Consider the following 24128-nt stretch of genomic DNA (forward strand, 5'->3'; position numbering starts at 1 on the left):
ACCAACGGATGCCGAGATCAAAACCCGGTGCCTTACCACTTGGCGACGCCCCTAACATGTAACCTTAAAATGATTAAGAGGAGATTCTTTTAAACTATTTACCAAGTAAGATTTACATGGTGAATGTTTAAGAATTTCATCAATATTCATTTCATTCGTTACTTCAATAAAAACACAAGCACCTGTACCTGTAAGCTTTGCTTGACCAAACTGATCTAAATATTGCATTGCTTCTTCTACTTCAGGGTATAACTGTCGGGCCAATGGCTCAAAGTTATTTCCAAAATTAGAAGGTTCTAACTGATAGGCGCAAAATTTAGTGGTCTTAGAGTCTCTTGTCAATGTTTTTTGTGAAAAAAGTAATTGAGTGCTGATAAAACAATCAGGTTTTAAAATAATGAACTGTTTTTGATCTAAGTCTATGAATGATAAATGTTCACCAATACCTTCAGCCCATGCATTTTTACCATAAATAAAAATAGGAACATCGGCACCGAGCTTTACGCCATAGTTTGCAAGTTGTTCTTTATTTAGACCACATTTCCATAATTGATTTAACACAATCAGGGTTGTGGCAGCATTGGATGAACCTCCGCCCAGACCTGCACCCATTGGAATATTTTTTTCAATTTTGATGTTTAGACCGCAGAATTTTTTTGCATGCGGTCTTAGTATTTGAGCAGCCCGATAAATCAGGTTTTCTTCAGGTTGAACTTCACTCAATCCATCAATTTCGATTTGTTCATCTAAAGTCGGTGTAAATATCATCCAATCATATAAATCAATGAGTTGGAAAATGGTTTGTAATTCATGATAACCATTTTCACGACGTCCTGTAATATGTAAAAACAGGTTGAGCTTAGCTGGAGAAGGAACTCGAATCATAGATTTATATAATTAGACTTAGCGGTTTTGGATGACCATTGTAATACGGTTTTCTTTATCTTCAGCAAGAGCTTGCTTTAAAACCAGTTTGTTTGGCAAAGTTTGTTCACCATCGTAACTGAAATTAACTGTCCAGCCGTCTTCAATGAGTTGGTTTACACGATTTTCATTATCTTTACTGATTTGAGCACTTAAAGTTGCAGGTTTAGCCAATATCCAACTTGTTAAATGAGTAATGGGTGCTTGCCAACCAGTTGCGCGCTCTAAAAGTTCTTCTGGAGAGGCTGCAGTAATTAACCCTGTTTTAGCACTATTTAACTTCACCTCACCGGGTTTACCCTGAATTTGGGTTTTTCCTACACCTAAAATGCCGCTTAATTCAATATCAAAATTATCTTGTTGTTGAATCCACGTGAAAAATGCACTACCAGTTTGCTGTGGCGTGCGAACCCCGATCTTACCTTGTAAATTAAAGTGTTTTTCATCTTGAACTTGCTGGGTAACCGCGGGTTTAGGTTGAGTAAAATGCTGACAACCGGTTAGAAATAATACACTTGATCCACAGATCGCTGTGCACAGTTGGGCAAATTTGCTCATATGTTTAACTCTTTTTTGCAGATGTCGGTAAAATTAACGCATCAAGCTGTTGTAATTGTGGATCATTGGCATGTTTTTGTTTCAGTTGTTGTAACACAGCGCTAAATTGAGTTAATGATCCTTGCATATACAGGGCTTTAGCATAACGAACGCCAATATTTACATTATGGCTGAGTTCATAAGCTTTGCCTAAAGCTTCTGCTGCACCTTCATAATCATTCTGTAAAAATGCAATATAGCCAAGCGTATCTAGAATTGAGGCTTGTTCCGGCGCATATTCTAATGCTTGTTCTGCATATTGACGTGCTTCTTTTAACCTACGGTTTTGCAGGGCTAGTGTATAGGCATACGCATTTAGGTAAGTTGGGCTGTTGGGCTCAAGTTGTAATAATTGCTTTAATGTTTTATCGAGTTTATCGCGGTCAGTATATGGATCAAGTAATAAAACTTCTGCATAAATGAGTTCTGGATCATCCGGTAAATTTTTTATCGCTTCATCTAATAAATTTAAGGCAGCTTTTTTATTGCCCATTTTCTTTAAAATTTCAGCTTGAGCTTGATATAAGAAACTTGCATGTTGAGGGTAATTTACGCGTTCTTGAGTGAGGAACCGTAAAGCATCGTGTAAATTATCCTGCTTATCATAAATCGCAATCAAATTACGTCTTGAAACAACGTATAAACTGCCATCAACTAAGCGATAGTAAGCTTTTGCTGATTCATAATGTTGTTTGCGTTCTGCATTAATTGCTAAGTAGTAATAAGCCTCATTTTGGTATTTTGCAGAGTTTCGTAGGTCAACAAGATATTGTTCTGCTTTGTCATATTGTTTTAAATCAATGCTGGTTAAGCCTGCAATAAACAATGCTTCTTCAGCTTTGGGATTAGCCTCTATAACGTTTTCAAGCTTTTCTAAAGCCAGTTGAGATTGATTAAGTTGTATAAGATAACGGATTTCAGCTAAACGAATATCTAAATTTTTCTTATATTTACGGCTGGAATTTGCATACCATTTAAGCGCACCTTCTTGATCGCTAAGAGCAATGAGTAGGTTTGCTTTCATTAAAATAAAGCTCGTCACTTTAGGACGTCGGCGTAGTGCCTTGTTAATGTTGGTTAGAGCAGATTCTAATTGGCCATTTTGGGCTTCTAGGTTGGCGATAAGAGCTAAAATAGAAGGGTTGTTTTTTTCAGAGCTAGAACGTAAAGCTGTTAATAATACTTCTCGATCTTGAGCATTCTCTGGGGCAATACTCGCTAAAATTTGTTCTAAATCGGCAGTAGGATCTATTTTTAAAATTTTATCTAATGTTTCAGCGGCAAGCTGGTATTCATGTGTTTTTAAAGCAATATGGGACAAATAGAATAAAGCAGGTACATCTTTGGGTTCTTGGGCTACCCAATGTGTAGCAATGTTTAAAGCAGCTTGAAAATCATTATATTCAAGGGCAACATCTAAAGCTCGCTGTTTAATTGAAGTAGAGTTACTTTTGATTGCGAGTACTGTGTAATTGTGCAAAGCGTTAGGAATGTCATCATAAGCCAGAGCAAATTCAGCGACCATAGTTTGCTCTAATGCCTGATCAAATGAATGCACGGCATAGGTCTCTTGCACAGGGCGTGCATAGACATGCGAGGACATGCTACCTAACAATAAGAATGTGGTAGAATACTGTCTTATCGAAGCACCGTTAAAATTAATACGGCTATTCATTTGACGCAATTTTTATTGATCCAAAGTAATGCTTTTTATGACACCGATGTTGCACAATAGCATAAATTTAGCGAAATGATGATCTGATATGTCTTTCTTTGCATTGGGTGTCAACCATCAAACAGCTTCTGTCGAACTCCGCGAACAAATTGCTTTCAATGCAGAGCGATTAAGCCGTTTGCTTGCCGAACAAAGCCACCACCAAAGCTTAAAGGATTTGGTGGTCGTCTCGACGTGTAACCGTACAGAAGTTTATGCTATGGCGGAAAATGCCGAAAGCCTTCTGAAATGGTTAGCTGATGCTAATAATATTGATGTAAAGCACTTAATTCATCATGTTTATCGTTACGAGAACACGCAGGCAATTACACATTTAATGCGAGTAGCGAGCGGCTTAGACTCTCTCATGCTCGGTGAGCCGCAAATTTTAGGGCAGGTTAAAAGTGCTTTGGCATTGTCTAAAGAAGCCCAAGCGGTCTCTCCTGAATTAAACAGTGTTTTTGAATATGCTTTTTATGCAGCTAAACGTGTACGTTCCGAAACTGCGGTGGGCAGCCATGCCGTTTCGATGGGGTATGCAGTTGCACAATTAGCTTTACAGGTTTTTAGTAAGCCCGAAAAACTTACTGTGATGGTTGTTGCTGCGGGTGAAATGAATAGCTTGGTTGCTAAACATTTGGCTGAAATGGGCGTCGCCAAAATTATTATTTGTAATCGTAGCCGTGAGCGTGCTGACCAATTGGCTCAAGAGATTTCACATCAGGCTGAAGTTGAAATTATTGATTTTTCAGCATTGGCTGAAAACTTGTATCGTGCTGATGTGGTGTCGAGTTGTACTGGTAGTTTATATCAAGTGATTGCTTATCCTGATGTTAAGGCTGCATTAAAGAAACGTCGCTATCAACAAATGTTAATGGTTGATTTAGCTGTACCCCGTGATATAGATCCTAAAGTTGAATCGCTTGATGGCGTCTATTTGTATGGTGTTGATGATTTACAAAGCGTGATTGAGGAAAACCTCGCTCAACGACGTCAGGCAGCTGTTGAAGCAGAAGTAATGGTGAATCAGTTAGCTACCCAGCTTATTACTCATCAAAAAGTTAAAGAGGCGGGCAGCACAATTCACGCTTACCGCCAACATAGTGAAGAAGTGAGCCAACAAGAGCTGACGCATGCATTAGAGGCTTTACATCACGGTGAGAATGCTGAGCAAGTATTACAGCAATTTGCGCATCGTTTGACGCAAAAGCTTATGCATCCGACATCTATTTTGCTACGCGAAGCTGCCAAGGCAGAAAATCCTGATTATTTTGAATGGTTACAACAGCATTTACAGGATGTGTTTGATCATGAGCGTAAACCAAAACATTAAGACAAGAGTCTTAAACTAATTTGTTTGGTTAATTCATTAAGCTGTTGTCTTAAATTTCGTGATTCAATGAGAGAAATCGGCGATTTAAGTTTCTGACGTAAATATCTTTCTTTTAGGCCTAAAGCATATTCTTGGGCTAACTTGTCGGCCACTTCTGGTGCCTGCGTTAATGCCTGGATATTGGTTCTTTGCATAATATCGGCAATTTCATGGCAATAGTTGCTACAAGCACCTAAAACATAATATGTTGCCAGCTCTTGATCATCCGGTAAGTCATCAAAAATACGATTTAAAATTGCCAGTACTTTTGCTAATAATTCATCTTGATGAATATAAGCACGTAGCCCTTCAAAATGAATATAAAGAAAAGGGTGATGCATTAAAATTGCGATCGCAAAGTCTTCATCTTTAGTATGAATGTTAAATGAGAGCGAGGCATCATGGCTAATTTGTGGTGTAAAACGTTTACCTAGTCCGAGTTTTTCACGGAAAGATTGATTGAGTAAATAACGGAAAGAGCCCTGTTTCGGTAATAGTTCAGTCAGTTCTCTGAGTTCTCCCATGACCAAACTTTTGCCTTCTGGGGTGCTAATGTCGTGTTGACCTGTTAAATGAGCAAAGACAAAATCAGACAAAAGAGGGGACTGTTGTAATAGTTTTTGGAAATTCTCAAGCCCTTCACGACGGATCAGAGAGTCGGGGTCATGGTCATTCGGTAGTACGAAAAATTTGAGTTCGCGTCCATCATTGAGAAGTGGTAAAGCAATTTCTAAGGTTCTGCGTGCTGCTTTTTGCCCAGCAGCATCACCGTCAAAAGCAATGGTAATACGGCTATTTTGTTTAAATAAAATATTAAGATGTTCTGTATTACTTGCAGTCCCTAAAGTCGCTACAGCCCCTGTAATGCCATATTGCTGAAGTGCAATGACATCCATATAGCCTTCAACCATTAACCAGTCGCTAGATTTGAGTTTTCTACCTTCATAAAGCCCGTAAAGTAGCTGATTCTTATGGAAGACCTCTGAGTCAGGTGAGTTAATGTATTTGGGTTTTATTTCATCATTTAAGGCACGCCCACCAAAACCAACGACGCGGCCTTTCGGGTCTCGAATCGGGAAAATCACACGGTCACGTAATAAGTCAAAATCACGACCATTATCGCTTGAACGGATAAGCCCAAGTTGCTTTAAACCATCAATGTCATAAGGAAAAGCTTTCTCTAGGTGTTGCCAATCTTCTGGTGCATAGCCTAAGCGCCAAAATTGAATCGTCTGATTAGTTAAGCCACGTTGTTTAAAGTAGTTTTTTGCTTTTTGACTGTTAGGTAATTGGTGTTCATAGAACTGTGCAATATTTTCCAGTAAGTCATATAAATTACCTTCTTGAACTGGTTCCTCAAAGTTGAAAGGCTGTTCAAATTGGGCAAAAGGGTCGTCAAAAAATACCGGTTCAAGCGTGTTGTAGCTGTCATCTATTGGTTGCTGAGGAACCACGTGCTCCGCCGTATTTGCTTTAGCAACTGGCGGCTTTGTAACCTGACGGGTATAAGACAGTTTTTTGTTTTCGGTATTATCTTTGGGTAGTTCGACTCCAGCGCTATTCGATAACTCTTTCATTACATCTATAAAGTTTCGGTTATCAATGTCCATCAGAAAACGGATCGCGTTACCGTTGGCCTGACACCCAAAGCAGTGATAATACTGCTTGTCTCGATAGACATGGAACGATGGAGATTTTTCTTGATGAAAAGGGCAACAGCCGGAATATGTACGTCCCGTCTTTTTCAGTTTCACACGCTGACCAATCAGATCGACAATATCTGTGCGATCTAAAATTTGATCAATCGTATGTTGTGGAATTGCCATAATTCAGATAACCGTATTAAAACTGATGAGAGAGTGATTCAGAATATTCTGACATGATGAGGCAAGATCTATCCAATAAATATTTTAATATTTTATAAAAACAAACAGGCAAGTGGTATCACTTGCCTGTTTATTGGTGCTTTTTAAAATTTGTAACTTATTGAGCAGCGTCGCTAGTACCTTGCGTTGCATCATCTGGCTGAGTATCAGTTGATACATCTGTAGAGCTAACAGCAGGAGCAATAGTTGTATTTTCTGCTGCTTGTGGCTCAGGTTTGTCTAATAAACCAAAGCTTAAACGGTTTGTCCAGCTACGTTCTGATTTTGGTGCTTCAACTTGTGTTTGCTCTGGCTCAGCAGTTTCTTCTTTATCTGAATTGCCAATTAAACCGAAGCTAACACGATTAAGGAAGCCACGTTTTGGAGCTTCTGATTCACTTGTGCTTTCTGGTGTTGCTGCAGTAGATTCACGACCAAAAATACCTAGGGTCGCACGGTTAATCCAGTTGCCTTCTTTACGGGCAGCGCGCATGTTAACCGTACCATCTTTTTTCACAAGGTTAGGATAATTGAGTTTTAAAACTTCAATATATTGTTGTGAAGTTGCTTTATCGCCTAATTTGTCATAGCTGTATGCCAAAGTTGCTAAAGCTTCTGGAACTTGAGGAGTTTGTGGATAATGTTCAATTACCCATTGAGAACGCTCTGCAGCAGCGATCCAAGCTTTACGTTTAACATTAAAACGTGCAGCAGTCATTTCATTTTCAGCAAGTTCTTGTCCAATAAATTTCATGCGTTGAGCGGCATCAACAGAATATTGGCTACTTGGGAAACGACGAATTAAATCAACAAAATTTTGATAAGCAACTTTTAAATAGCTCACATCACGATGAGATTGTTGCAAAGATGTATAGCGCATCAAACTATCGTAGTTTTGCTCCATATTCGCTACAGCACGAACATAATAAGCATAATCCACATTTGGATGCTGAGGATTTAAACGAATAAAACGTTCTGCTAAGGCAATCGCGCCTTCATAATCTTTTTGCTTAAATTTCGAATAGAGAAGTTCAAGTTGTGCTTGTTGTGCGTATTGTCCAGTCGGATAATAAGTATCGATTGCTTCTAAAGACTTGGTCGCATCAAGATATTGACCACGGTCAAGCGACTTTTGGGCCTTTTCGAAGTAAGCTTGTTCACTAGATTGTGGGCCGCTATCGACCACTTCTTTTTTACTTGGATTGCTGCTACAGCCCACAAATGCAGACGCTAAACCTAAAGATAAGGCAAGCATCGTAATTTTATAACGTGGTAGCGACATAAAAACTCCTCTGTTATGTTGGGCAATGAGCTACAATTGCGCTATTAAACCACTTTTATCTCAATGATCAAATGACTTCAGCACAATCTTCAAACACAAACTTATCTGAAACCGACTTCAATTTACTTGAAGATTCTGAGGATGCAGATAACCATACTTCTGATACAACTGCAACACGTTTATCGTTGCAAGTTCAGCTAGATGAAAGCTATCTGGGACAACGTATCGATCAGGTAGCAGCCTTGGTGTGGAATGAGTTTTCACGTGAAAAGCTTAAACAATGGTTGAAGGATGGACATCTGTTGGTGAATGGTAACATTGTCAAGCCAAAGCACCGTTGTGAAGGGACAGAACTGCTTACACTCGAAGTTGAGCTCGAAGCTCAAACCACGAGCCAACCTGAAAATATTCCACTTAATATTGTCTATGAAGATGACGACATTTTAGTCATCAATAAACCAGTCGGCATGGTGGTGCATCCAGGGGCTGGTAATAGTTCTGGAACTTTAGTTAATGCTTTGCTTTACCATTTCCCAAAATTGTCGGAACTTTCTCGCGCTGGTTTAGTACATCGTATTGATAAAGATACCAGCGGTTTGTTAGTCGTTGCTAAGAGCCTTGAGGCACAATTTTCTTTAAGTAAACAGTTGGCAAATAAATCGGTTTACCGTGTATACGACTTAGTTGTTTATGGAAATATTATTGCCGGCGGTACTATTGATGAACCTATCAAACGTCATCCAGTTGACCGTGTGAAAATGGCAATTTTACCGGGCGGGCGCGATGCTGTGACCCATTACAATGTAAAAGAACGCTTTAAAGATTTTACTCGTGTACAAGCTCGTCTTGAAACAGGCCGAACTCATCAGATTCGTGTGCATTTTAGTTATATCGGTTATGGACTGATCGGCGATCAGATTTATATGAACCGTGTACGTGTACCTGCAGGGGCGTCTGAATTACTCATTGACACTTTACGTGGTTTTAAACGCCAAGCGTTGCATGCAGCTAAATTGGGCTTAAAACATCCTCGTACTGGTGAAGAAATGCTATTTGAAGCGCCGTGGCCTGAAGATTTTACACATTTAGTGAATGTGTTACGTTCAGAAAACGCTGCATATTAAGGATACGTGTATGGAATTTGTTCAAGGTTTACCTCAAGGCATATTTGTAGGTCAGACACGTGTTCAACATCCTTTGGCATTACCAACGGATCAACTAGAGTTGTCTGGCTTTAATCTGGCTTTACATGTCAACGATGAGGCACAACGTGTTCAGCAACATCGCATGATATTGCTAGATGAGTTTGCGAAGTTCGGTGTTAAAAAAATGACATGGATGACTCAAACACATAGTACGATTTGCCATACAGTAAATGAACAAATTCCTTTTAAGGCATTAATCGGTGATGGTTTGGTCACTCAAACCAAAGGTCATGCTTTAATGATGATGACCGCTGATTGTTTACCTATCGTGTTAGGAAATGCCGAAGGTACGGAAGTCGCAAACTTGCATGCAGGTTGGCGTGGTTTAGCAGGTGGCATTATTGAAAATACAGTTGCCGCGATGCAGAACCCTCCAACTTGGGCATGGTTAGGAGCTGCGATCAGCCAACCTTGTTTTGAAATTGGGGCTGAAGTAAAGGCTGCTTTTTGTGATAAATATCCAGAGTTAGAAACAGCTTTTGTTGAGGGGGCAGCTCCCAATAAATTTCATGCAGATTTATATGCAATTGCGCGTTTTATTTTGCAGAGTCTAGGTGTGAAACAGGTTTTAGGTGGAGATCAATGTTCTTATCAACAGAGTGATGATTATTTTTCTTATCGCCGTGATGCGAAGACTGGACGTATGGCTACCTTTGTTTTTATATAAGCTTTATAAACATAAGTAAATTTACTCTCTTATTTTGTCTTAATTAAACAGAATAAGAGAGTTTTTATTGAGTTTGAAGATATTACGATTGTGAACCGTATTGAAACGCTTGTATTTCATATTTATAGATGTAGGTTTAGCAAGCGCTAATAAAATGATAAAATAGAAAAAATCGCTCAAAATTTTAATCTTATGTCTTTGCCTGAAAAACATCTCTCTATTGTCTACCACAGTCCATATGGTCATACCGCCAAGGTAGCTTTCGCTATTGCTGCTGGTGCAGAGGTGATGGGGGTAAAAGTACATCTAATGAATATTGAGCATATTGATTGGGATGCGCTTGATGCATCACAAGGTATTGTTTTTGGATCTCCTACATATATGGGAAGTATGACTGCCGACTTTAAAAAGTTTATGGACAGTACTTCTAAGCGTTGGAAAGAGCGCTTATGGCAAGGCAAACTTGCGGCTGGCTTTGCAAATTCGGGCGGATTGAGTGGCGATAAACTAGCGGTCTTACAACAATTAAATATTTTTGCCATGCAACATGGCATGTTGTGGTCAGGTTTACCTTTAATGACCACAGGGCATAGTGAAAAAGATTTAAACCGATTATCGAGTTGTTTAGGCTTAATGACCCAGTCAGACAATGCTCCTGTTGAGATCACTCCTCCACAAGGTGACTTAGATACAGCTAAATGGTTTGGTGAATATATTGCTGGACTTTTATATAGGCTAAATTAATAAATTCCATAACAAAAAAGCCTCTAAAAAAGAGGCTTTTCATTAAATTACTTATGAAATATACGAGCTTTATCACGTTGCCAGTCACGGTCTTTTTCAGTTGCACGTTTGTCGTGAAGTTGTTTACCTTTCACAAGTGCAATTTCAAGTTTGACTAAATGACCTTTCCAGTAACACGCCAAAGGAACGCATGAGTAACCTTTTTGGTTAACTGCACCCATCAGGTGTTCAAGCTGACGGCGGGAGAGCAATAACTTACGGGTACGTGTTGCTTCAGGTACCACATGGGTCGAAGCCGATAATAAAGGCTGAATTTGTGAGCCAAGTAAAAATGCTTCGCTATTCTTGAAAATGACATAACTTTCCGTCAAAGTCATGCGCCCAGCGCGTAAGGATTTTACTTCCCAACCTTGAAGTGACATACCCGCTTCAAATTTTTCTTCGATAAAATAATCATGACGGGCACGTTTATTTTGTGCGATTGTTCCGCCATTGTGTTTTTTCACTACTGTTGCTTTCGCCATAATTCAAACTTCCACAATTATGCCTATTGTGCCGTAAACTGATGCTAAGGTGAAGTTTTTCCTGCACATGAATATTTCGCCTCATGTATAACTTTTGCTAAAATAGGTTCACAATACAATTAGAGTACTAGCGGATGTCTAAAACGCGTGTAATTTATCCTGGAACATTTGACCCCATCACGAATGGACACGTTGATTTAGTTACTAGAGCATCAAGAATGTTTGATGAGGTTATAGTAGCAATTGCAATTGGACATCATAAGAACCCCTTGTTCAGTCTAGAAGAAAGAGTTGAACTGGCACAATCATCTTTAAGCCATCTATCAAATGTTGAATTTGTAGGCTTCGATGGTTTACTGGTTAATTTTTTCAAAGAACAAAAGGCAACCGCAGTACTTCGTGGTTTAAGAGCGGTTTCTGATTTTGAATATGAATTTCAACTTGCCAATATGAACCGTCAACTTGACCCACATTTTGAAGCGGTGTTTTTAACACCATCTGAGCAGTACTCTTTTATTTCTTCGACATTGATTCGGGAAATTGCTCGTTTAAAAGGGGATGTAACCAAGTTTGTGCCGCAAGCTGTGGTTGAGGCCTTTGAACGTAAACATCAACAAGGTTGGTAACGTGTCGTTATATATCACCGATGAATGCATAAACTGTGATGTTTGTGAACCAGTTTGCCCGAATGAAGCAATTTTCATGGGTGAAGTGATTTATGAAATTCATCCAGATTTGTGCACTGAATGCGTTGGTCATCATGACCAACCGCAATGCCAATTGTTTTGTCCTGTAGATTGTATTCCTAAAGATCCAGAGCATGAGGAAACGGAAGAACAGCTATTCGACAAATATAAAAAATTAATTGCTCAAAAAAGCACGAGCAATTAGTAAATAAATTTGTTAATATGCGCCCCTGAAGTGAGCTGGATGGTCGCTGCTGTGGAGGTCTTCGTGACTGAAGCAGGGGAGGAAAGTCCGGGCTTCATAGGGCAGGGTGCCAGGTAACGCCTGGGCGGTGAAAGCCGACGGAAAGTGCAGCAGAGAGTAGACCGCCTCATTCGTGAGGTAAGGGTGAAAGGGTGTGGTAAGAGCGCACCGCGTGTCTGGTAACAGTTCACGGCATGGTAAACCCCACCAGAAGCAAGACCAAATAGGAATCCTGAGGTACGGCCCGTACTGGATTCGGGTAGGTCGCTTGAGCGTATGAGTGATTGTACGCCTAGAGGAATGACCATCCTCGACAGAACCCGGCTTATAGGCTCACTTCACCTAATTTATTTAAAATTTTTCTTGACGTGCATTAAAGAAACTAAGATAATGCGCGCACAGTTTAAGGCTATGTAGCTCAGTTGGTTAGAGCACCGCACTCATAATGCGGGGGTCACAAGTTCAAGTCTCGTCATAGCCACCATTTTATAGACCACGCTCCTGCGTGGTCTTTTTTTATGCTTTTTTTTGATTAAACACAGTTTGTAAAGATCGACTTTATAATGATGAGATGTTTTTGATTTTTTTATTAGCTTATTTATATTTAAAAATTATTCCTGTTAGCTTAAGGCAATAAGCATCTTAATTGCAGGTGGTATTGGGTATTACCATTCTTGCTTCAAATGGATGAGCTTGCAGCGCGTGGTGCTGAGTACGAACTACATTATGCTTATCGCTCACCTGAACATGCGGCTTTGTTAGATGAGTTAAAGCAGAAACATCTGTTTAGTTATGTTGCCTCAGAAGGTTGCTCATTAAATCTGGATGAACTGATTTCATCACAACCTAAAGGCACGCATGTCTATGTCTGTGGGCCGAAACCCATGATTGATGCTGTGATTGATTGCTGTAATAAGCATCGTTACCGCGATGAATACATCCATTGGGAGCAATTTGCTTCAACAGTTCCTGAAGATGGTGAAGCATTTACGGTTGTACTTGCTAAGTCTAATTAAGAAATTGAAGTACAAAGTAATCAGACGATTTTACAAGCCATTGAAACATTAAATATTGATGTGGAATGCTTATGTTGTGAAGGGGTATGCGATACATGTGAAACTGTTATTTTGGAAGGTAAAGCAGAGAACATTTTGATCAATACCTTAGTGAGATAGGAAAGACTTCACAGTTGAGTATGATGACTTGAGTGTCGCGGGAAAAAGATAAAAAACTGGTATTAGATTTTTAATACATTTCTGTGGTCGATCAACTATTTAAAACATAAATTTGCTAAAAAATGAACAAATAAAGGTGATCTGAATCTTATTTGTTCATTTGATGGAATTTAATGATTTTGGACTCTTGACCTGCTCTGTAGAACTATAGATAATGCGCACACAGTTTACGGCTATGTAGCTCAGTTGGTTAGAGCACCGCACTCATAATGCGGGGGTCACAAGTTCAAGTCTCGTCATAGCCACCATTTTAAAAACCATGCTCATGCATGGTTTCTTTTTGTCTTTTTTTTACCCATTAAAATGTTTTTCAATCATATCGAGTGTTTTTGGGCTTTGATAAAAAGGAGCTAAAATCGCTTGAAGTAACGGCTCTAAAATACCGTGTTCATTAAAGACATTTATGACCTTAGGGTAAAAACGTAAAGCTTCAGTTTGTAAATCGGTTTCGGTTAAACCAATCTCACTTAATACTTCAAATAAACTCTCGTCTTTGTAAAATTCATAAAAAACTTCTACACCATACAAAATAAGATCTTGCATAAATTGTGACTGGCGTAATTCTTTCCAATATTCGTAAATTAAAACAAAGAACTCTTCAACATCAAGAGGAGTTAACTGTTTCATAAACTCATACATTTTTTTATGTCTAAGATCTTCCCACACATGTCGTATCAGACTTTCTAAATCTTCAGTCGACAAAAGACTTAATTCTGTGAGTTGCTCGTGAATAAAGCTGGCAATCCAAGTTTCAAGTTTATGCTCAAGACGTTGTTGTTGTAAAAAAGAGAATTTTTTGAGTTTATGTTGCCATTCAAAATGATAGTCATCTACTCTAGATGCATTTAGAAATTTTGGTATTTTCTGTTCTAAGGTCGAGGTCGCAATATATTGGCAAAGTTGTTGAACGGCGGGGCTAGTTCTTAAAAACTGGTTGAGATAATGAGGAATATGTTCCATTTCTAAAAATTTGGAGAGCCACATTTCAAATTGGTGATCGGACACCAGATCTTGTAGCTGAATTGGAGACTTCATAGCAGACAGATAAATACGCTGCGCAATTTCCCCAATAAACTCAAGTAAACCAGCACCTAGCTGCATTTCAAAAGCATAGCGTTTCACAACGGCTTGTAGTTGCTCTAAATCCACCACTTCATGAAGCTTGATTTCGTCAGCATGTTGCATAAAGAGTTGAATGAACTGCTGGAAATAAATAGGTGAGTTTTCTATAGATAATTGTTTTTTGAAAAATTCCACCTGCTCAAGCAAAAGTGCTTGAGCAAGTGCTGTGGTTTTTGATGAGTTTTTCTGCTCAGTCATTCGCTGTCCAACCGTTGACAATCGGATAACGTCGTTCACGACTAAATGCACGAGAAGTAATTCTCGGCCCAATCGCGCCTTGACGACGTTTATATTCATTACGATCAACTAAACGGATAACTTTTTCAACTACTTCTTTATCAAAACCTTTGGCAATAATATCTGCCTGACTTAAATCTTCTTCAATGTATGCGTAAAGAATGGCATCTAATACATCATATGCAGGTAAAGAGTCTTGGTCTTTTTGGTCTGGGCGAAGTTCTGCTGAAGGTGGACGAGTAATAACACGTTCAGGAATAACAGGAGTTTCACTTAAGCTATTACGGTATTTTGCCAATTCAAATACGATCGTTTTATAAACATCTTTTAGAACAGCAAAACCACCAACCATATCACCATAAAGTGTACAGTAGCCAACTGAAAGCTCAGACTTGTTGCCAGTAGCGAGTACTAAATTACCAAATTTATTTGATAAACCCATGAGTAATGTGCCGCGTGCGCGCGCTTGTAAATTCTCTTCGGTTGCATCTGCTGGTGAGTTGCCAAAGAAAGGATACAAGGTTTGCATAAAGCTATTTACAACTGAATGTATTTCAGCAATACCGAAAGTCACACCCATACGACGAGCTTGTTCTGCTGCATCTTCAACACTAATTTGAGAAGTGTAGGTATAAGGCATCATTACGGCTTGTACTTTTTCTGCACCGATTGCATCAACAGCAATAGCTAGTGTAAGGGCAGAGTCGATACCGCCAGATAAACCTAAAATTACACCTGGGAAGCCTGAACGCTCGACGTAATCACGTGTGGCCAGAACTAACCCTTGATAGATCTCTGCAAAAGTCTCTAAAGCAGGAGCTGATTCTGTGACTTTAAATGATTTGTTTTTTGGGTCAAATTCAGCGATGTAGAGGTCTTCTTTAAAGCTCGGTGCTTGTAAAGCAATTTCACCATCTTTATTGCTGACAAAACTTGTGCCATCAAAAATTAAATCGTCTTGTCCACCCACTTGGTTAACGTAAACAATATTCAGATGAAGTTGTTTTGCAAGTTCACTTAAGGTTTGTGTACGGTGTTGTGGTTTACCGACTTCATATGGTGATGCATTGAGTACAAGAACAGTATCAACATTTATTTGGCTTAACTGTTTTACGGTATTAATTGACCAGATATCTTCACAAATCAATACGCCAAACTTATGTCCAAGATATTCAAACACCAAATGCTGATGTCCTTTTTGGAAATAACGTTTTTCATCAAAGACGCCATAGTTTGGTAAATTGTGTTTGTTAAAAACACCCAAAACTTGACCGTCTTTCATGACAGCAGCAGAATTATAACGTTGACCATCTTCTGTTTGGTTTACAAATCCGAAAACCATGACAATATCTTTAACTTCGGCAAGTTGAGCAAAAGCCTTTTGCATACGTTTATTTAAATTTGGACGTAACAGTAAGTCTTCAGCTGGATAACCAATAACAGAAAGCTCGGGAAAAATAATCAGGTCAGCGTTTTGTTTTTTCGCCTGATTCACTTGCTCAATCATCTTTTTGGTGTTTGAGTCAATATTGCCAATATGCGGAGAAAACTGAGCAAGGGCAACTTTAAAACTTTTCATTCAAACCTAATCCTAGATCATAACGAATATAGATACACACACTGTTGATTTTTATAGATATAATTTTTCAACGATGTGTATGATACGATAGTAAACAATTAAAATAGTAAACAAAAATGTCAAGATCAATAATATATACCAATCACATATTTTCTGCGTAAAAATAACGAGATTTTCTGTATAGAATAGAAACAGGCTTCATTATTTTTATTGTTTGTATACTGCCTTATCACAAGCCAATTTGGAATAAGCGCGTTATATTTTTTTCAATAATTTGAATTAAGTAAGCGTGACTTTCTTGTTTAGATAAGTATTTCTGATTTATAAGAATTCTCATTTACATTAAGCAAAAAATGTTACGCTCAAAGAAAGACTGATTATTTAGTTACAAATGAAGTTGAGGTGAACAGATAATATTTGGGATTTTCCCAGAGCAAATGTCACGGGCAATTTCACCTTGTTGTTCAATGTTATAAGAGCTAAACGCCTTGTGGGGAGAGTAGGTGTATTTATAGGGATTGTAATTTTTAAAGCTAAGATAATAGGCCGATTGCAACAATGCACCTTTAAGTAGTACATGAATACCTTTTTGATATTGCATGACATGAGTGAGTTCGTGAATAAAAATACCCTGCATAAATTTAGATTCTAGAGCGTAATTTTCACTGTAGTCGGAAGGGTTGACGTAAATATTTCCATTTGGTGCCATAAAAATACCGCAAGACTGCCAAGGAAGGTAGCGAGTAGCAATAATTTTAGGTTGTTCACAATTGAGCATGTCACCGAAAACAAGTTGTGCTAATACTTTTTCTTGAGCCGTTAGATATCTGATGGGATAGTTTTTTAAGTGACGAAAAATAAAAAGCGTAAGACGTATAAATTGTTGTTGGGTTGAGTGTTTAAGGGCAGTAAGGGTTAGCATAGCTTTGCCATTAAATGAGTTCATCTATTTCTTTAGGATAGTATAGATTACTTATTAGTAAATAAAGGGTCAGAGTTACTCATTGGGTATAACTTTAAGAGAGCGTTGATTTTATGCTTTTGATTGAAAAAAGTTAAATATAGGGATAACTCTGCGAGTTTTTATTGTCTAAATTAAAAAAATTGCTCGGAAAAGCAAAAGCCCCAGTTAAAACTGAGGCTTTACGACAACTAAAATCACTACAGCAAATAAGATTAAAGTTGGCATTTCATTAAAGAAACGCCAGAACCTATGTGATTTATAGTGTGCATTTCCGATAAGTTTTTTACGATAGTAGCCACATACCAAATGGTAGATGACTAATAACGCGACTAAAGCAACTTTAAGATAAAACCATGTTGCCTGATGGTAATGTCGAGTTGCATCGCCCCATTCCACAAGAAAATGGGCGGTAATTAATGTGGCAATCATAGAAGGCCACATAATTCCGCGATACAACTTACGTTCCATTATTTCAAAGCGTTGATGACTAGCAGCATCTTCACTCATGGCATGGTAAACATATAAGCGTGGTAAGTAGAACAAAGCAGCGAACCAACAAACCACAGCAATAATATGTAATGCTTTTACCCACAAAAAAGCATCAGAAGGTGCATCCATCGATAATCCTACGTGGGATTATGCATCCCACTTCTTGAAAATGAGGCAAGCGTTAACACCGCCAAAGCCAAAACTGTTACTCATTACAGTATTCAATTTTGCATCACGTTTTTCAAGTACGATATCAAAAGGTTTTGCGCCTTCATCTAGTTCAGTCACATTGATGTTTGGTGCGATAAAGTCATTTTGCATCATTAGAACTGAGTAAATGGCTTCTTGTACACCAGCTGCACCTAAGCTATGACCTGTCATAGATTTGGTTGAGCTAAGAGGAGGTACATTGCCTTCGCCAAATGCACGTTCCATTGCTTTAAGTTCTGTAATGTCACCAGCTGGAGTAGATGTACCATGTGTATTCACATAGTCAATTTTGTCTACGCCATGTTGCTTAGCTTCTTCAAGTGCCATTAATACACAACGTGTAGCGCCTTCACCACTTGGAGCAACCATGTCTGCACCATCGCTGTTTGCAGCATAACCAACAACTTCAGCTAAAATGTTGGCACCACGTGCTTGAGCGTGTTCAAGTGATTCAAGTACAACGAAACCACCACCGCCAGCAATAACGAAACCGTCACGGTCTGCTGAATATGGACGAGATGCTGTTTCTGGAGTTTCATTATATTTCGAGCAAAGCGCACCCATTGCATCAAATAATAAACTTTGAGACCAATGATCTTCTTCACCACCACCAGCAAGCATAAGATCTTGTTTGCCAAGTTGAATAAGATTGTACGCATAACCAATTGCGTCAGCAGAAGTTGCACAAGCACTCGTAATGGTATGAGCAATACCTTGCAATTTAAATGCAACACCTACGTTTGCAGTAATCGTGTTTGACATGTTGCGTGGTACGAAGAAAGGTCCTACTTTACGTGCACCTTTAGTCTCTAAAAGCTCTGTCATTTCAACAACAGATGCAGTTGAACCACCACCTGAACCGCCTGCGATACCGTAACGTGGATTACCACCGATTTGTTCAGCAGTAAGTCCTGCATGTTCAACAGCAGCTACAGCAGCATTGTAAGCGTACATTGCACATACGCCCATAAAGCGTTTTAACTTACGGTCAATATGATCAAAATCTTGTTCCGCAGCAGCGCTCACATGACTTTTAAAATTGAGTTCAGCATAAGTTGGGTTAAAACGTGTCCCGGAGATTCCGTTTTGAAGTGAATGAGTAACTGCTTCTAAAGAGTTACCGATACATGAGTTAATACCCATACCAGTGATTACAACACGTTTCATCTACAGGTCCCTTTATGGTGATATTAAGAGTCTATGGTGATCAACAGCTATGAAAATGAATAGGAGAATATAGCTATAAGAAAACAAGACTCATGTTTTTTCGTTGTTAACATGATAGCAGAAAGGATTTTTATTTCTTATGGCAAATCTTTATGACAATTTTACATTTAAAAAAAATAACTAAATACATGGTATGTTGCATTTAGGGTTAACTAAAATACACACATACAAGTTGAGATAAATCCACATTCCACCTAGTATTTATGTCTAATTAGATAAATTAAAAAATCGAGGTACTTGATGACAAAATTCAATAATAATCAATCTGACAATTTGTTTTCTCAGGTCTTCGGAGTGGCTAAAAAGCTCAGTTCTACAGGATTGAGTATCTTGCAACAGAGCCAATCAGGTGATGTAAGTAAGGTGATTGAACCAATTCCAGCTGGTAAAACGGTTGAAGGTAGATCGAGAACAAAAAGCCCATTTGAAGTTGAGCAATATGAAAGTCCTCAACAAATGCTTCGAGAACAATTACCGAAAGTAACTCGTCAGGTCTTTGGACGGCATTTTACAAAAGTAAATGGTGTGGCTACATTTCTTTCCCCAGATTGGGATCAAAAAGTCTCGGGCTATTTATTTGATTGGTTGAATGACTTTAGTTCAAAAAGCACCTTAACTGAAAAAATCTTGGAAGAAGCGGGGGCTAAAGATTTATTTGAACTAACTAAGGATACGGGCCGTTCTCAACGCTTAAGTCAGGCGCTCATTGAACAAAACAAATTAATTGCGACAATACAAGGGGCAATCACAGGTGTGTCAGGTGTGGTTGGCGCTGCTGTAGATGTTCCTGTTTCACTCGTGTTGGTCTTGAGAACGATTTATCAGACAGGAAGATCACATGGCTTTGACCTTCAAGAAGTTACTGACCAAGATGTTGTCGAGTTTATTTTTAAAGAAGTTGATATTAGTCTGATTGCTGAAAAGCAAACTTTATTGTTAGCTTTAAAAACATTGCGAAATATGTTGGAAACGCAAGATATTCATCAATTTCAGCAAGTGTTAGGTTCAACTACTGATTTTGATACTTTAAAGAACTGGTTAGTCGATGAAGATGGAGAGTTTAAATGGGCTTGGTTGAATCGTATTCCGAAGCTCTCTGCCTTTGGTAAAGTTACACCAGTTGCTGGTGCTGTTTTAAGCGCAGTATATAGCTGGAAACTACAAGAGGATGTTGGTCATAAAGCACAAGCTATCTTTGGCGCTGCAAGACATTATTTAAATGAACATCCAAGTGAGCATTTATCTCCGTTACAGGCTTATTATGCTGCGGTTACACTCATTCAGAAAGCCAGTCCACGTCTTTTAAATGTTGGTGAAGATGGCAATATTCACGCTGCGCATCATCATAAAGTAGAAAATCATGAGGTAATTTCAAAAGTATCTATTGTCTTAAAGCCGACAGAAAGTAAAAAGAGCGAAGAGAAAATTCAGGAAAATGTTCATCAGGGTATCGAGCAACTTGCCGATAAACATGTAGAGGAACATGAGCATACTGAGCAAAAACCAGCTTTAGCTCCAGAGGAAGATGAGGAGGAGCTGGATGATAAAAAATACTCTTAACAATACGCTTACAAATAAGAGGTTTAAAAATAAAATTTGAACTCTATTTAAATTTGTAAGTTATCCTGTCAAAGATTGATATGGTCAACATTTGGTAAGTATTGCCGTGTTGACCATTTTTGCATCTTAGCTTACAATTATGTGCCCTTAAAAAGAGGTATTTCTTTTTAAGGTTTTTTAATAACGGGAGAATTGCCATATGGCAACAACGAATCAGTTGATCCGTAAGGGTCGTACGACTTTGGTTGAAAAATCCAAAGTTCCTGCGTTGAAGGCTTGTCCACAACGTCGTGGTGTTTGTACACGTGTTTATACAACTACACCTAAAAAACCTAACTCAGCTATGCGTAAGGTTTGCCGTGTTCGCTTAACTTCAGGTTTTGAAGTATCTAGCTACATCGGTGGTGAAGGTCATAACCTACAAGAGCACAGTGTTGTTCTTATCCGTGGTGGTCGTGTTAAAGACTTACCAGGTGTACGTTACCATACCGTTCGTGGTTCATTAGACTGTGCTGGTGTTAAAGATCGTAATCAATCACGTTCTAAATACGGTACTAAGCGTCCTAAGAAGTAATTCTAGGAAACTAGTCCAATAAGCCCTTTAGCGTTTCGCTTGTTTGAATTCTTCATAGATTTGTAATTCAAGCGACGTATAGTAAGGCCAGCGTCGTGTACATGACACTTGTACAAACTGCTGGATTATCCTGAAGTGTCATATTATTAGGTGTATTAAAATGCCAAGACGTCGCGTAGTCGCTGCTCGTGAGATCCTTCCAGATCCAAAATTTAGCAGCCAAACAATCGCTAAATTCATGAACCACGTAATGCAAGATGGTAAAAAATCTGTTGCTGAAGGTATCGTTTACGGTGCTTTAGAACGTGTTCAAGAAAAAAACAAAGTAGACCCAGTTGAATTTTTCGAGACTACTCTTGAAAAAGTTCGTCCTATGGTTGAAGTAAAAGCACGCCGTGTTGGTGGTGCTACTTATCAAGTACCTATGGAAGTACGCCCATCCCGTCGTACTGCCTTAGCGATGCGTTGGTTAGTAGATGCTGCTGCTAAGCGTTCTGAAAAAACGATGGCTTTACGTCTTGCTGGTGAGTTGCTTGATGCAGCTGAAGGTAAAGGTGCAGCAATCAAAAAACGTGAAGACGTGCATCGTATGGCTGAAGCCAACAAAGCCTTCTCTCACTACCGTTTCTAAGCGGATAAAACAGTCCCTAATCAGGAGAATATTCATGCGTACAGCAGCTCGATTCAACATTGCTCTTTATCAAAGTGGGAGCTTTGCGGGTATTTAAGTTGCCTGCTTGGATATTTGTACGCATCAATTTAATTGATGCGTCCTGTTTTAAATATAACATTTAGGAATGTAGACATCATGGCTCGCCAAACCCCAATTAGTAATTACCGTAACATCGGTATTTCTGCGCACATTGACGCAGGTAAAACAACTACAACAGAACGTATTTTGTTCTACACAGGTGTATCTCACAAAATTGGTGAAGTACACGATGGTGCAGCAACAATGGACTGGATGGAACAAGAGCAAGAGCGTGGTATTACAATTACCTCGGCTGCTACAACTTGTTTCTGGTCTGGTATGGGTAACCAATTCGAACAACACCGTATCAACGTAATTGACACCCCGGGACACGTAGACTTCACAATCGAAGTTGAACGTTCTATGCGTGTTCTTGACGGTGCGTGCATGGTTTACTGTGCAGTTGGTGGCGTACAACCTCAGTCTGAAACTGTATGGCGTCAAGCAAACAAATATAAAGTGCCTCGTTTAGCATTCGTGAACAAGATGGACCGTACTGGTGCAAACTTCTTCCGTGCTGTTGAGCAAGTTAAAACTCGTTTAGGTGGTAATCCTGTACCTATCGTTGTGCCAATCGGTGCAGAAGATACGTTTGCAGGTGTTGTTGACCTTATCGAAATGAAAGCGATTATCTGGGATGAAGCATCTCAAGGTATGAAGTTTGAATATGCTGAAATTCCAGCTGACCTAGTTGATACGTCTAACGAATGGCGTACCAAAATGGTTGAAGCTGCGGCTGAAGCTTCTGAAGAATTAATGGACAAGTACCTTGAAGAAGGTGATCTTTCTAAAGAAGAGATCATTGCAGGTTTACGTGCTCGTACATTAGCTTCTGAAATTCAAGTAATGCTTTGTGGTTCTGCGTTCAAAAACAAAGGTGTTCAACGTATGTTGGATGCTGTAATTGAATTCTTACCATCACCTACTGAAGTTAAAGCGATCGAAGGTATCCTTGACGACAAAGACGAAACTAAAGCGTCTCGTGAAGCATCTGACGAAGCTCCGTTCTCTGCGTTAGCGTTCAAAATCATGAACGACAAGTTCGTAGGTAACTTAACATTCGTACGTGTTTATTCTGGTGTTCTTAAACAAGGTGATCCGGTTTATAACCCAGTTAAATCTAAGCGTGAACGTATCGGTCGTATCGTGCAAATGCATGCGAACGAACGTCAAGATCTTGATGAAATCCGTGCAGGTGATATCGCAGCGTGTGTAGGTCTTAAAGACGTTACTACTGGTGATACATTATGTGATGAGAAAAACATCATTACACTTGAGCGTATGGAATTCCCAGAGCCAGTAATTTCATTGGCTGTTGAACCAAAAACTAAAGCTGACCAAGAAAAAATGTCAATTGCTTTAGGTCGTTTGGCTAAAGAAGATCCATCGTTCCGCGTTCGTACAGATGAAGAATCTGGTCAAACAATTATTGCTGGTATGGGTGAGCTTCACCTTGACATCATCGTTGACCGTATGAAGCGTGAATTCGGTGTTGAAGCGAACATTGGTAAACCAATGGTTGCTTACCGCGAAACAATCAAAAAGACTGTTGAGCAAGAAGGTAAGTTCGTTCGTCAAACAGGTGGTAAAGGTAAATTCGGTCATGTATATGTTCGTTTAGAGCCTATGGATGTTGAAGAAGCTGGTAAAGAATACCAATTCGCTGAAGAAGTTGTCGGCGGTACTGTACCTAAAGAATTCTTTGGTGCGGTTGACAAAGGTATTCAAGAACGTATGAAGAATGGTGTATTAGCTGGTTACCCTGTTGTGGGTATCAAAGCGACATTATTCGATGGTTCTTACCATGATGTCGACTCTGATGAATTGTCGTTCAAAATGGCTGGTTCGTACGCTTTCCGTGACGGTTTCATGAAAGCTGATCCTATCCTTCTTGAACCAATCATGAAAGTTGAAGTAGAAACTCCAGAAGACTACATGGGCGATATCATGGGTGACTTAAACCGTCGTCGTGGTATGGTTCAAGGTATGGATGATCTTCCTGGTGGAACAAAAGCAATTAAAGCAGAAGTTCCATTGGCTGAGATGTTTGGTTACGCGACTCAAATGCGTTCTATGTCTCAAGGTCGTGCGACTTATTCTATGGAATTCGCTAAATACGCTGAAACTCCACGTAACGTGGCTGAAGGCATCATCGCTAAGTTCCAGACTGGCGGTAAAAAAGGTGACGACGAGTAATCTTTCGATTACTATAAGCCCAAACTAATTCTTAGTTAAAACCAAGCGCTCGTGCAGTGACCCTGCATGAGCAGTTTATAAAGGAAGATCATCATGGCTAAAGCCAAGTTTGAACGTAATAAGCCACACGTAAACGTGGGCACAATCGGTCACGTTGACC

Annotated in this window: 21 protein-coding genes, 2 tRNA genes, 1 other RNA gene and 2 pseudogenes; 15 read left to right on the forward strand and 11 right to left on the reverse strand. The window is 39.2% G+C overall.

Features of this window, described 5'->3' with window-relative positions; all coding sequences use genetic code 11:
• Window positions 1–51: 51 nt before the first annotated feature.
• From ispE to RMB03_RS00165, 3 genes are read right to left on the reverse strand one after another with little or no spacing between them, the layout of a single operon-like run.
• A complete protein-coding gene (ispE, locus tag RMB03_RS00155; RefSeq protein WP_311072971.1) occupies window positions 52–885 on the reverse strand; it encodes a 4-(cytidine 5'-diphospho)-2-C-methyl-D-erythritol kinase in 834 nt (277 codons plus the stop codon).
• 18 nt (window positions 886–903) lie between these two features.
• The gene (lolB, locus tag RMB03_RS00160; protein ID WP_311072973.1) at window positions 904–1482 is read right to left on the reverse strand and encodes a lipoprotein insertase outer membrane protein LolB; all 579 of its coding nucleotides are present in this window, start codon (window positions 1480–1482) and stop codon (window positions 904–906) included.
• 4 nt (window positions 1483–1486) lie between these two features.
• Window positions 1487–3196 (reverse strand): tetratricopeptide repeat protein, encoded by a 1710-nt coding sequence (locus RMB03_RS00165; protein WP_311073033.1) that lies wholly within the window; start codon window positions 3194–3196, stop codon window positions 1487–1489.
• An 88-nt stretch (window positions 3197–3284) separates the two neighbouring features.
• Here RMB03_RS00165 and hemA point away from each other — a divergent pair, with 88 nt between their 5' ends.
• Entirely contained in the window at window positions 3285–4568 is a 1284-nt protein-coding gene (hemA, locus tag RMB03_RS00170; protein ID WP_311072975.1) for a glutamyl-tRNA reductase, read from the forward strand.
• Here hemA and RMB03_RS00175 read toward each other — a convergent pair.
• Together RMB03_RS00175 and RMB03_RS00180 are read right to left on the reverse strand one after the other, a co-directional pair.
• Entirely contained in the window at window positions 4565–6433 is a 1869-nt protein-coding gene (locus RMB03_RS00175) for a DNA primase (RefSeq protein ID WP_311072977.1), read from the reverse strand. The genes hemA and RMB03_RS00175 overlap by 4 nt on opposite strands.
• A gap of 157 nt (window positions 6434–6590) precedes the next feature.
• A complete protein-coding gene (locus RMB03_RS00180; RefSeq protein WP_311072978.1) occupies window positions 6591–7754 on the reverse strand; it encodes an outer membrane protein assembly factor BamD in 1164 nt (387 codons plus the stop codon).
• Between the two features lie 71 nt (window positions 7755–7825).
• Here RMB03_RS00180 and rluD point away from each other — a divergent pair, with 71 nt between their 5' ends.
• The 3 genes from rluD (at window position 7826) to RMB03_RS00195 (ending at window position 10370) form a co-directional block, all read left to right on the forward strand.
• Window positions 7826–8878 carry a 23S rRNA pseudouridine(1911/1915/1917) synthase RluD gene (gene rluD / locus RMB03_RS00185; RefSeq protein WP_045436676.1) on the forward strand — a complete coding sequence of 351 codons (1053 nt, stop codon included), beginning with the start codon at window positions 7826–7828 and terminating at the stop codon, window positions 8876–8878.
• 10 nt (window positions 8879–8888) lie between these two features.
• Window positions 8889–9626, forward strand: coding sequence for a peptidoglycan editing factor PgeF (pgeF, locus tag RMB03_RS00190; RefSeq protein WP_311072982.1), 738 nt, complete (start codon window positions 8889–8891; stop codon window positions 9624–9626).
• 192 nt (window positions 9627–9818) lie between these two features.
• Window positions 9819–10370, forward strand: coding sequence for a flavodoxin family protein (locus RMB03_RS00195; RefSeq protein ID WP_045125059.1), 552 nt, complete (start codon window positions 9819–9821; stop codon window positions 10368–10370).
• 47 nt (window positions 10371–10417) lie between these two features.
• Here RMB03_RS00195 and smpB read toward each other — a convergent pair whose 3' ends face one another.
• Window positions 10418–10894, reverse strand: coding sequence for an SsrA-binding protein SmpB (gene smpB / locus RMB03_RS00200; protein ID WP_003653310.1), 477 nt, complete (start codon window positions 10892–10894; stop codon window positions 10418–10420).
• Window positions 10895–11028: 134 nt separating this feature from the next.
• Between smpB and coaD the strand changes: the two genes are divergently transcribed.
• The 6 genes and pseudogenes from coaD (at window position 11029) to RMB03_RS00230 (ending at window position 13307) form a co-directional block, all read left to right on the forward strand.
• Entirely contained in the window at window positions 11029–11520 is a 492-nt protein-coding gene (gene coaD, locus RMB03_RS00205; RefSeq protein ID WP_080026429.1) for a pantetheine-phosphate adenylyltransferase, read from the forward strand.
• A 1-nt stretch (window position 11521) separates the two neighbouring features.
• On the forward strand, window positions 11522–11785 hold the full coding sequence (locus tag RMB03_RS00210; RefSeq protein WP_003653306.1) for a YfhL family 4Fe-4S dicluster ferredoxin: 264 nt from the start codon (window positions 11522–11524) through the stop codon (window positions 11783–11785).
• Window positions 11786–11812: 27 nt separating this feature from the next.
• Window positions 11813–12168: RNase P RNA component class A (gene rnpB / locus RMB03_RS00215), an RNA gene on the forward strand.
• A 63-nt stretch (window positions 12169–12231) separates the two neighbouring features.
• Window positions 12232–12308, forward strand: a tRNA-Met gene (locus tag RMB03_RS00220).
• A 155-nt stretch (window positions 12309–12463) separates the two neighbouring features.
• Window positions 12464–13031: pseudogene (gene cntB / locus RMB03_RS00225) on the forward strand (carnitine monooxygenase, reductase subunit CntB); the annotation flags it as partial.
• Between the two features lie 199 nt (window positions 13032–13230).
• A tRNA-Met gene (locus RMB03_RS00230) sits at window positions 13231–13307 on the forward strand.
• A 43-nt stretch (window positions 13308–13350) separates the two neighbouring features.
• On the opposite strand, the gene RMB03_RS00235 is transcribed toward RMB03_RS00230, so the two are convergent.
• The 5 genes from RMB03_RS00235 to RMB03_RS00255 form a co-directional block, all read right to left on the reverse strand.
• Window positions 13351–14379, reverse strand: a complete 1029-nt coding sequence (locus RMB03_RS00235; protein WP_311072989.1) for a hypothetical protein — start codon at window positions 14377–14379, stop codon at window positions 13351–13353.
• Window positions 14372–15997, reverse strand: a complete 1626-nt coding sequence (locus RMB03_RS00240) for an NAD+ synthase (protein ID WP_311072991.1) — start codon at window positions 15995–15997, stop codon at window positions 14372–14374. Before RMB03_RS00240 ends, RMB03_RS00235 begins: the two co-directional genes overlap by 8 nt.
• 385 nt (window positions 15998–16382) lie before the next feature.
• Window positions 16383–16943, reverse strand: a complete 561-nt coding sequence (locus RMB03_RS00245) for a hypothetical protein (protein WP_005042683.1) — start codon at window positions 16941–16943, stop codon at window positions 16383–16385.
• A gap of 183 nt (window positions 16944–17126) precedes the next feature.
• Entirely contained in the window at window positions 17127–17579 is a 453-nt protein-coding gene (hemJ, locus tag RMB03_RS00250; protein ID WP_003653300.1) for a protoporphyrinogen oxidase HemJ, read from the reverse strand.
• An 18-nt stretch (window positions 17580–17597) separates the two neighbouring features.
• A complete protein-coding gene (locus tag RMB03_RS00255; RefSeq protein WP_004641618.1) occupies window positions 17598–18827 on the reverse strand; it encodes a beta-ketoacyl synthase N-terminal-like domain-containing protein in 1230 nt (409 codons plus the stop codon).
• A 300-nt stretch (window positions 18828–19127) separates the two neighbouring features.
• Here RMB03_RS00255 and RMB03_RS00260 point away from each other — a divergent pair, with 300 nt between their 5' ends.
• From RMB03_RS00260 to RMB03_RS00280, 5 genes and pseudogenes are all read left to right on the forward strand, one after another.
• Window positions 19128–20447: an EcsC family protein gene (locus tag RMB03_RS00260; protein ID WP_311072999.1), complete on the forward strand. Its 1320-nt coding sequence runs from the start codon at window positions 19128–19130 to the stop codon at window positions 20445–20447.
• A 199-nt stretch (window positions 20448–20646) separates the two neighbouring features.
• Window positions 20647–21021 carry a 30S ribosomal protein S12 gene (gene rpsL, locus RMB03_RS00265; protein WP_002050319.1) on the forward strand — a complete coding sequence of 125 codons (375 nt, stop codon included), beginning with the start codon at window positions 20647–20649 and terminating at the stop codon, window positions 21019–21021.
• A 160-nt stretch (window positions 21022–21181) separates the two neighbouring features.
• Window positions 21182–21652, forward strand: coding sequence for a 30S ribosomal protein S7 (gene rpsG, locus RMB03_RS00270; RefSeq protein WP_004638185.1), 471 nt, complete (start codon window positions 21182–21184; stop codon window positions 21650–21652).
• 177 nt (window positions 21653–21829) lie between these two features.
• Window positions 21830–23968 (forward strand): elongation factor G, encoded by a 2139-nt coding sequence (gene fusA / locus RMB03_RS00275; RefSeq protein WP_004641624.1) that lies wholly within the window; start codon window positions 21830–21832, stop codon window positions 23966–23968.
• Between the two features lie 93 nt (window positions 23969–24061).
• Window positions 24062–24128, forward strand: a pseudogene (locus tag RMB03_RS00280) (elongation factor Tu); the annotation flags it as partial.

The organism is Acinetobacter sp. V91_7 (assembly GCF_031799075.1).
Taxonomy (GTDB): Bacteria; Pseudomonadota; Gammaproteobacteria; order Pseudomonadales; family Moraxellaceae; genus Acinetobacter; species Acinetobacter calcoaceticus.

Excerpts from the sequence above, each read along its gene's own strand:
- smpB (WP_003653310.1), bottom strand. The coding sequence starts at position 10,894 with ATGGCGAAAGCAACAGTAGTGAAAAAACACAATGGCGGAACAATCGCA.
- RMB03_RS00240 (WP_311072991.1), bottom strand. The coding sequence starts at position 15,997 with ATGAAAAGTTTTAAAGTTGCCCTTGCTCAGTTTTCTCCGCATATTGGC.
- RMB03_RS00235 (WP_311072989.1), bottom strand. The coding sequence starts at position 14,379 with ATGACTGAGCAGAAAAACTCATCAAAAACCACAGCACTTGCTCAAGCA.
- lolB (WP_311072973.1), bottom strand. The coding sequence starts at position 1,482 with ATGAGCAAATTTGCCCAACTGTGCACAGCGATCTGTGGATCAAGTGTA.
- rpsG (WP_004638185.1), top strand. The coding sequence starts at position 21,182 with ATGCCAAGACGTCGCGTAGTCGCTGCTCGTGAGATCCTTCCAGATCCA.
- RMB03_RS00245 (WP_005042683.1), bottom strand. The coding sequence starts at position 16,943 with ATGAACTCATTTAATGGCAAAGCTATGCTAACCCTTACTGCCCTTAAA.
- rpsL (WP_002050319.1), top strand. The coding sequence starts at position 20,647 with ATGGCAACAACGAATCAGTTGATCCGTAAGGGTCGTACGACTTTGGTT.
- RMB03_RS00175 (WP_311072977.1), bottom strand. The coding sequence starts at position 6,433 with ATGGCAATTCCACAACATACGATTGATCAAATTTTAGATCGCACAGAT.
- RMB03_RS00180 (WP_311072978.1), bottom strand. The coding sequence starts at position 7,754 with ATGTCGCTACCACGTTATAAAATTACGATGCTTGCCTTATCTTTAGGT.
- coaD (WP_080026429.1), top strand. The coding sequence starts at position 11,029 with ATGTCTAAAACGCGTGTAATTTATCCTGGAACATTTGACCCCATCACG.
- fusA (WP_004641624.1), top strand. The coding sequence starts at position 21,830 with ATGGCTCGCCAAACCCCAATTAGTAATTACCGTAACATCGGTATTTCT.
- RMB03_RS00165 (WP_311073033.1), bottom strand. The coding sequence starts at position 3,196 with ATGAATAGCCGTATTAATTTTAACGGTGCTTCGATAAGACAGTATTCT.
- rluD (WP_045436676.1), top strand. The coding sequence starts at position 7,826 with ATGACTTCAGCACAATCTTCAAACACAAACTTATCTGAAACCGACTTC.
- RMB03_RS00260 (WP_311072999.1), top strand. The coding sequence starts at position 19,128 with ATGACAAAATTCAATAATAATCAATCTGACAATTTGTTTTCTCAGGTC.
- hemA (WP_311072975.1), top strand. The coding sequence starts at position 3,285 with ATGTCTTTCTTTGCATTGGGTGTCAACCATCAAACAGCTTCTGTCGAA.
- RMB03_RS00195 (WP_045125059.1), top strand. The coding sequence starts at position 9,819 with ATGTCTTTGCCTGAAAAACATCTCTCTATTGTCTACCACAGTCCATAT.
- RMB03_RS00255 (WP_004641618.1), bottom strand. The coding sequence starts at position 18,827 with ATGAAACGTGTTGTAATCACTGGTATGGGTATTAACTCATGTATCGGT.
- pgeF (WP_311072982.1), top strand. The coding sequence starts at position 8,889 with ATGGAATTTGTTCAAGGTTTACCTCAAGGCATATTTGTAGGTCAGACA.
- ispE (WP_311072971.1), bottom strand. The coding sequence starts at position 885 with ATGATTCGAGTTCCTTCTCCAGCTAAGCTCAACCTGTTTTTACATATT.
- hemJ (WP_003653300.1), bottom strand. The coding sequence starts at position 17,579 with ATGGATGCACCTTCTGATGCTTTTTTGTGGGTAAAAGCATTACATATT.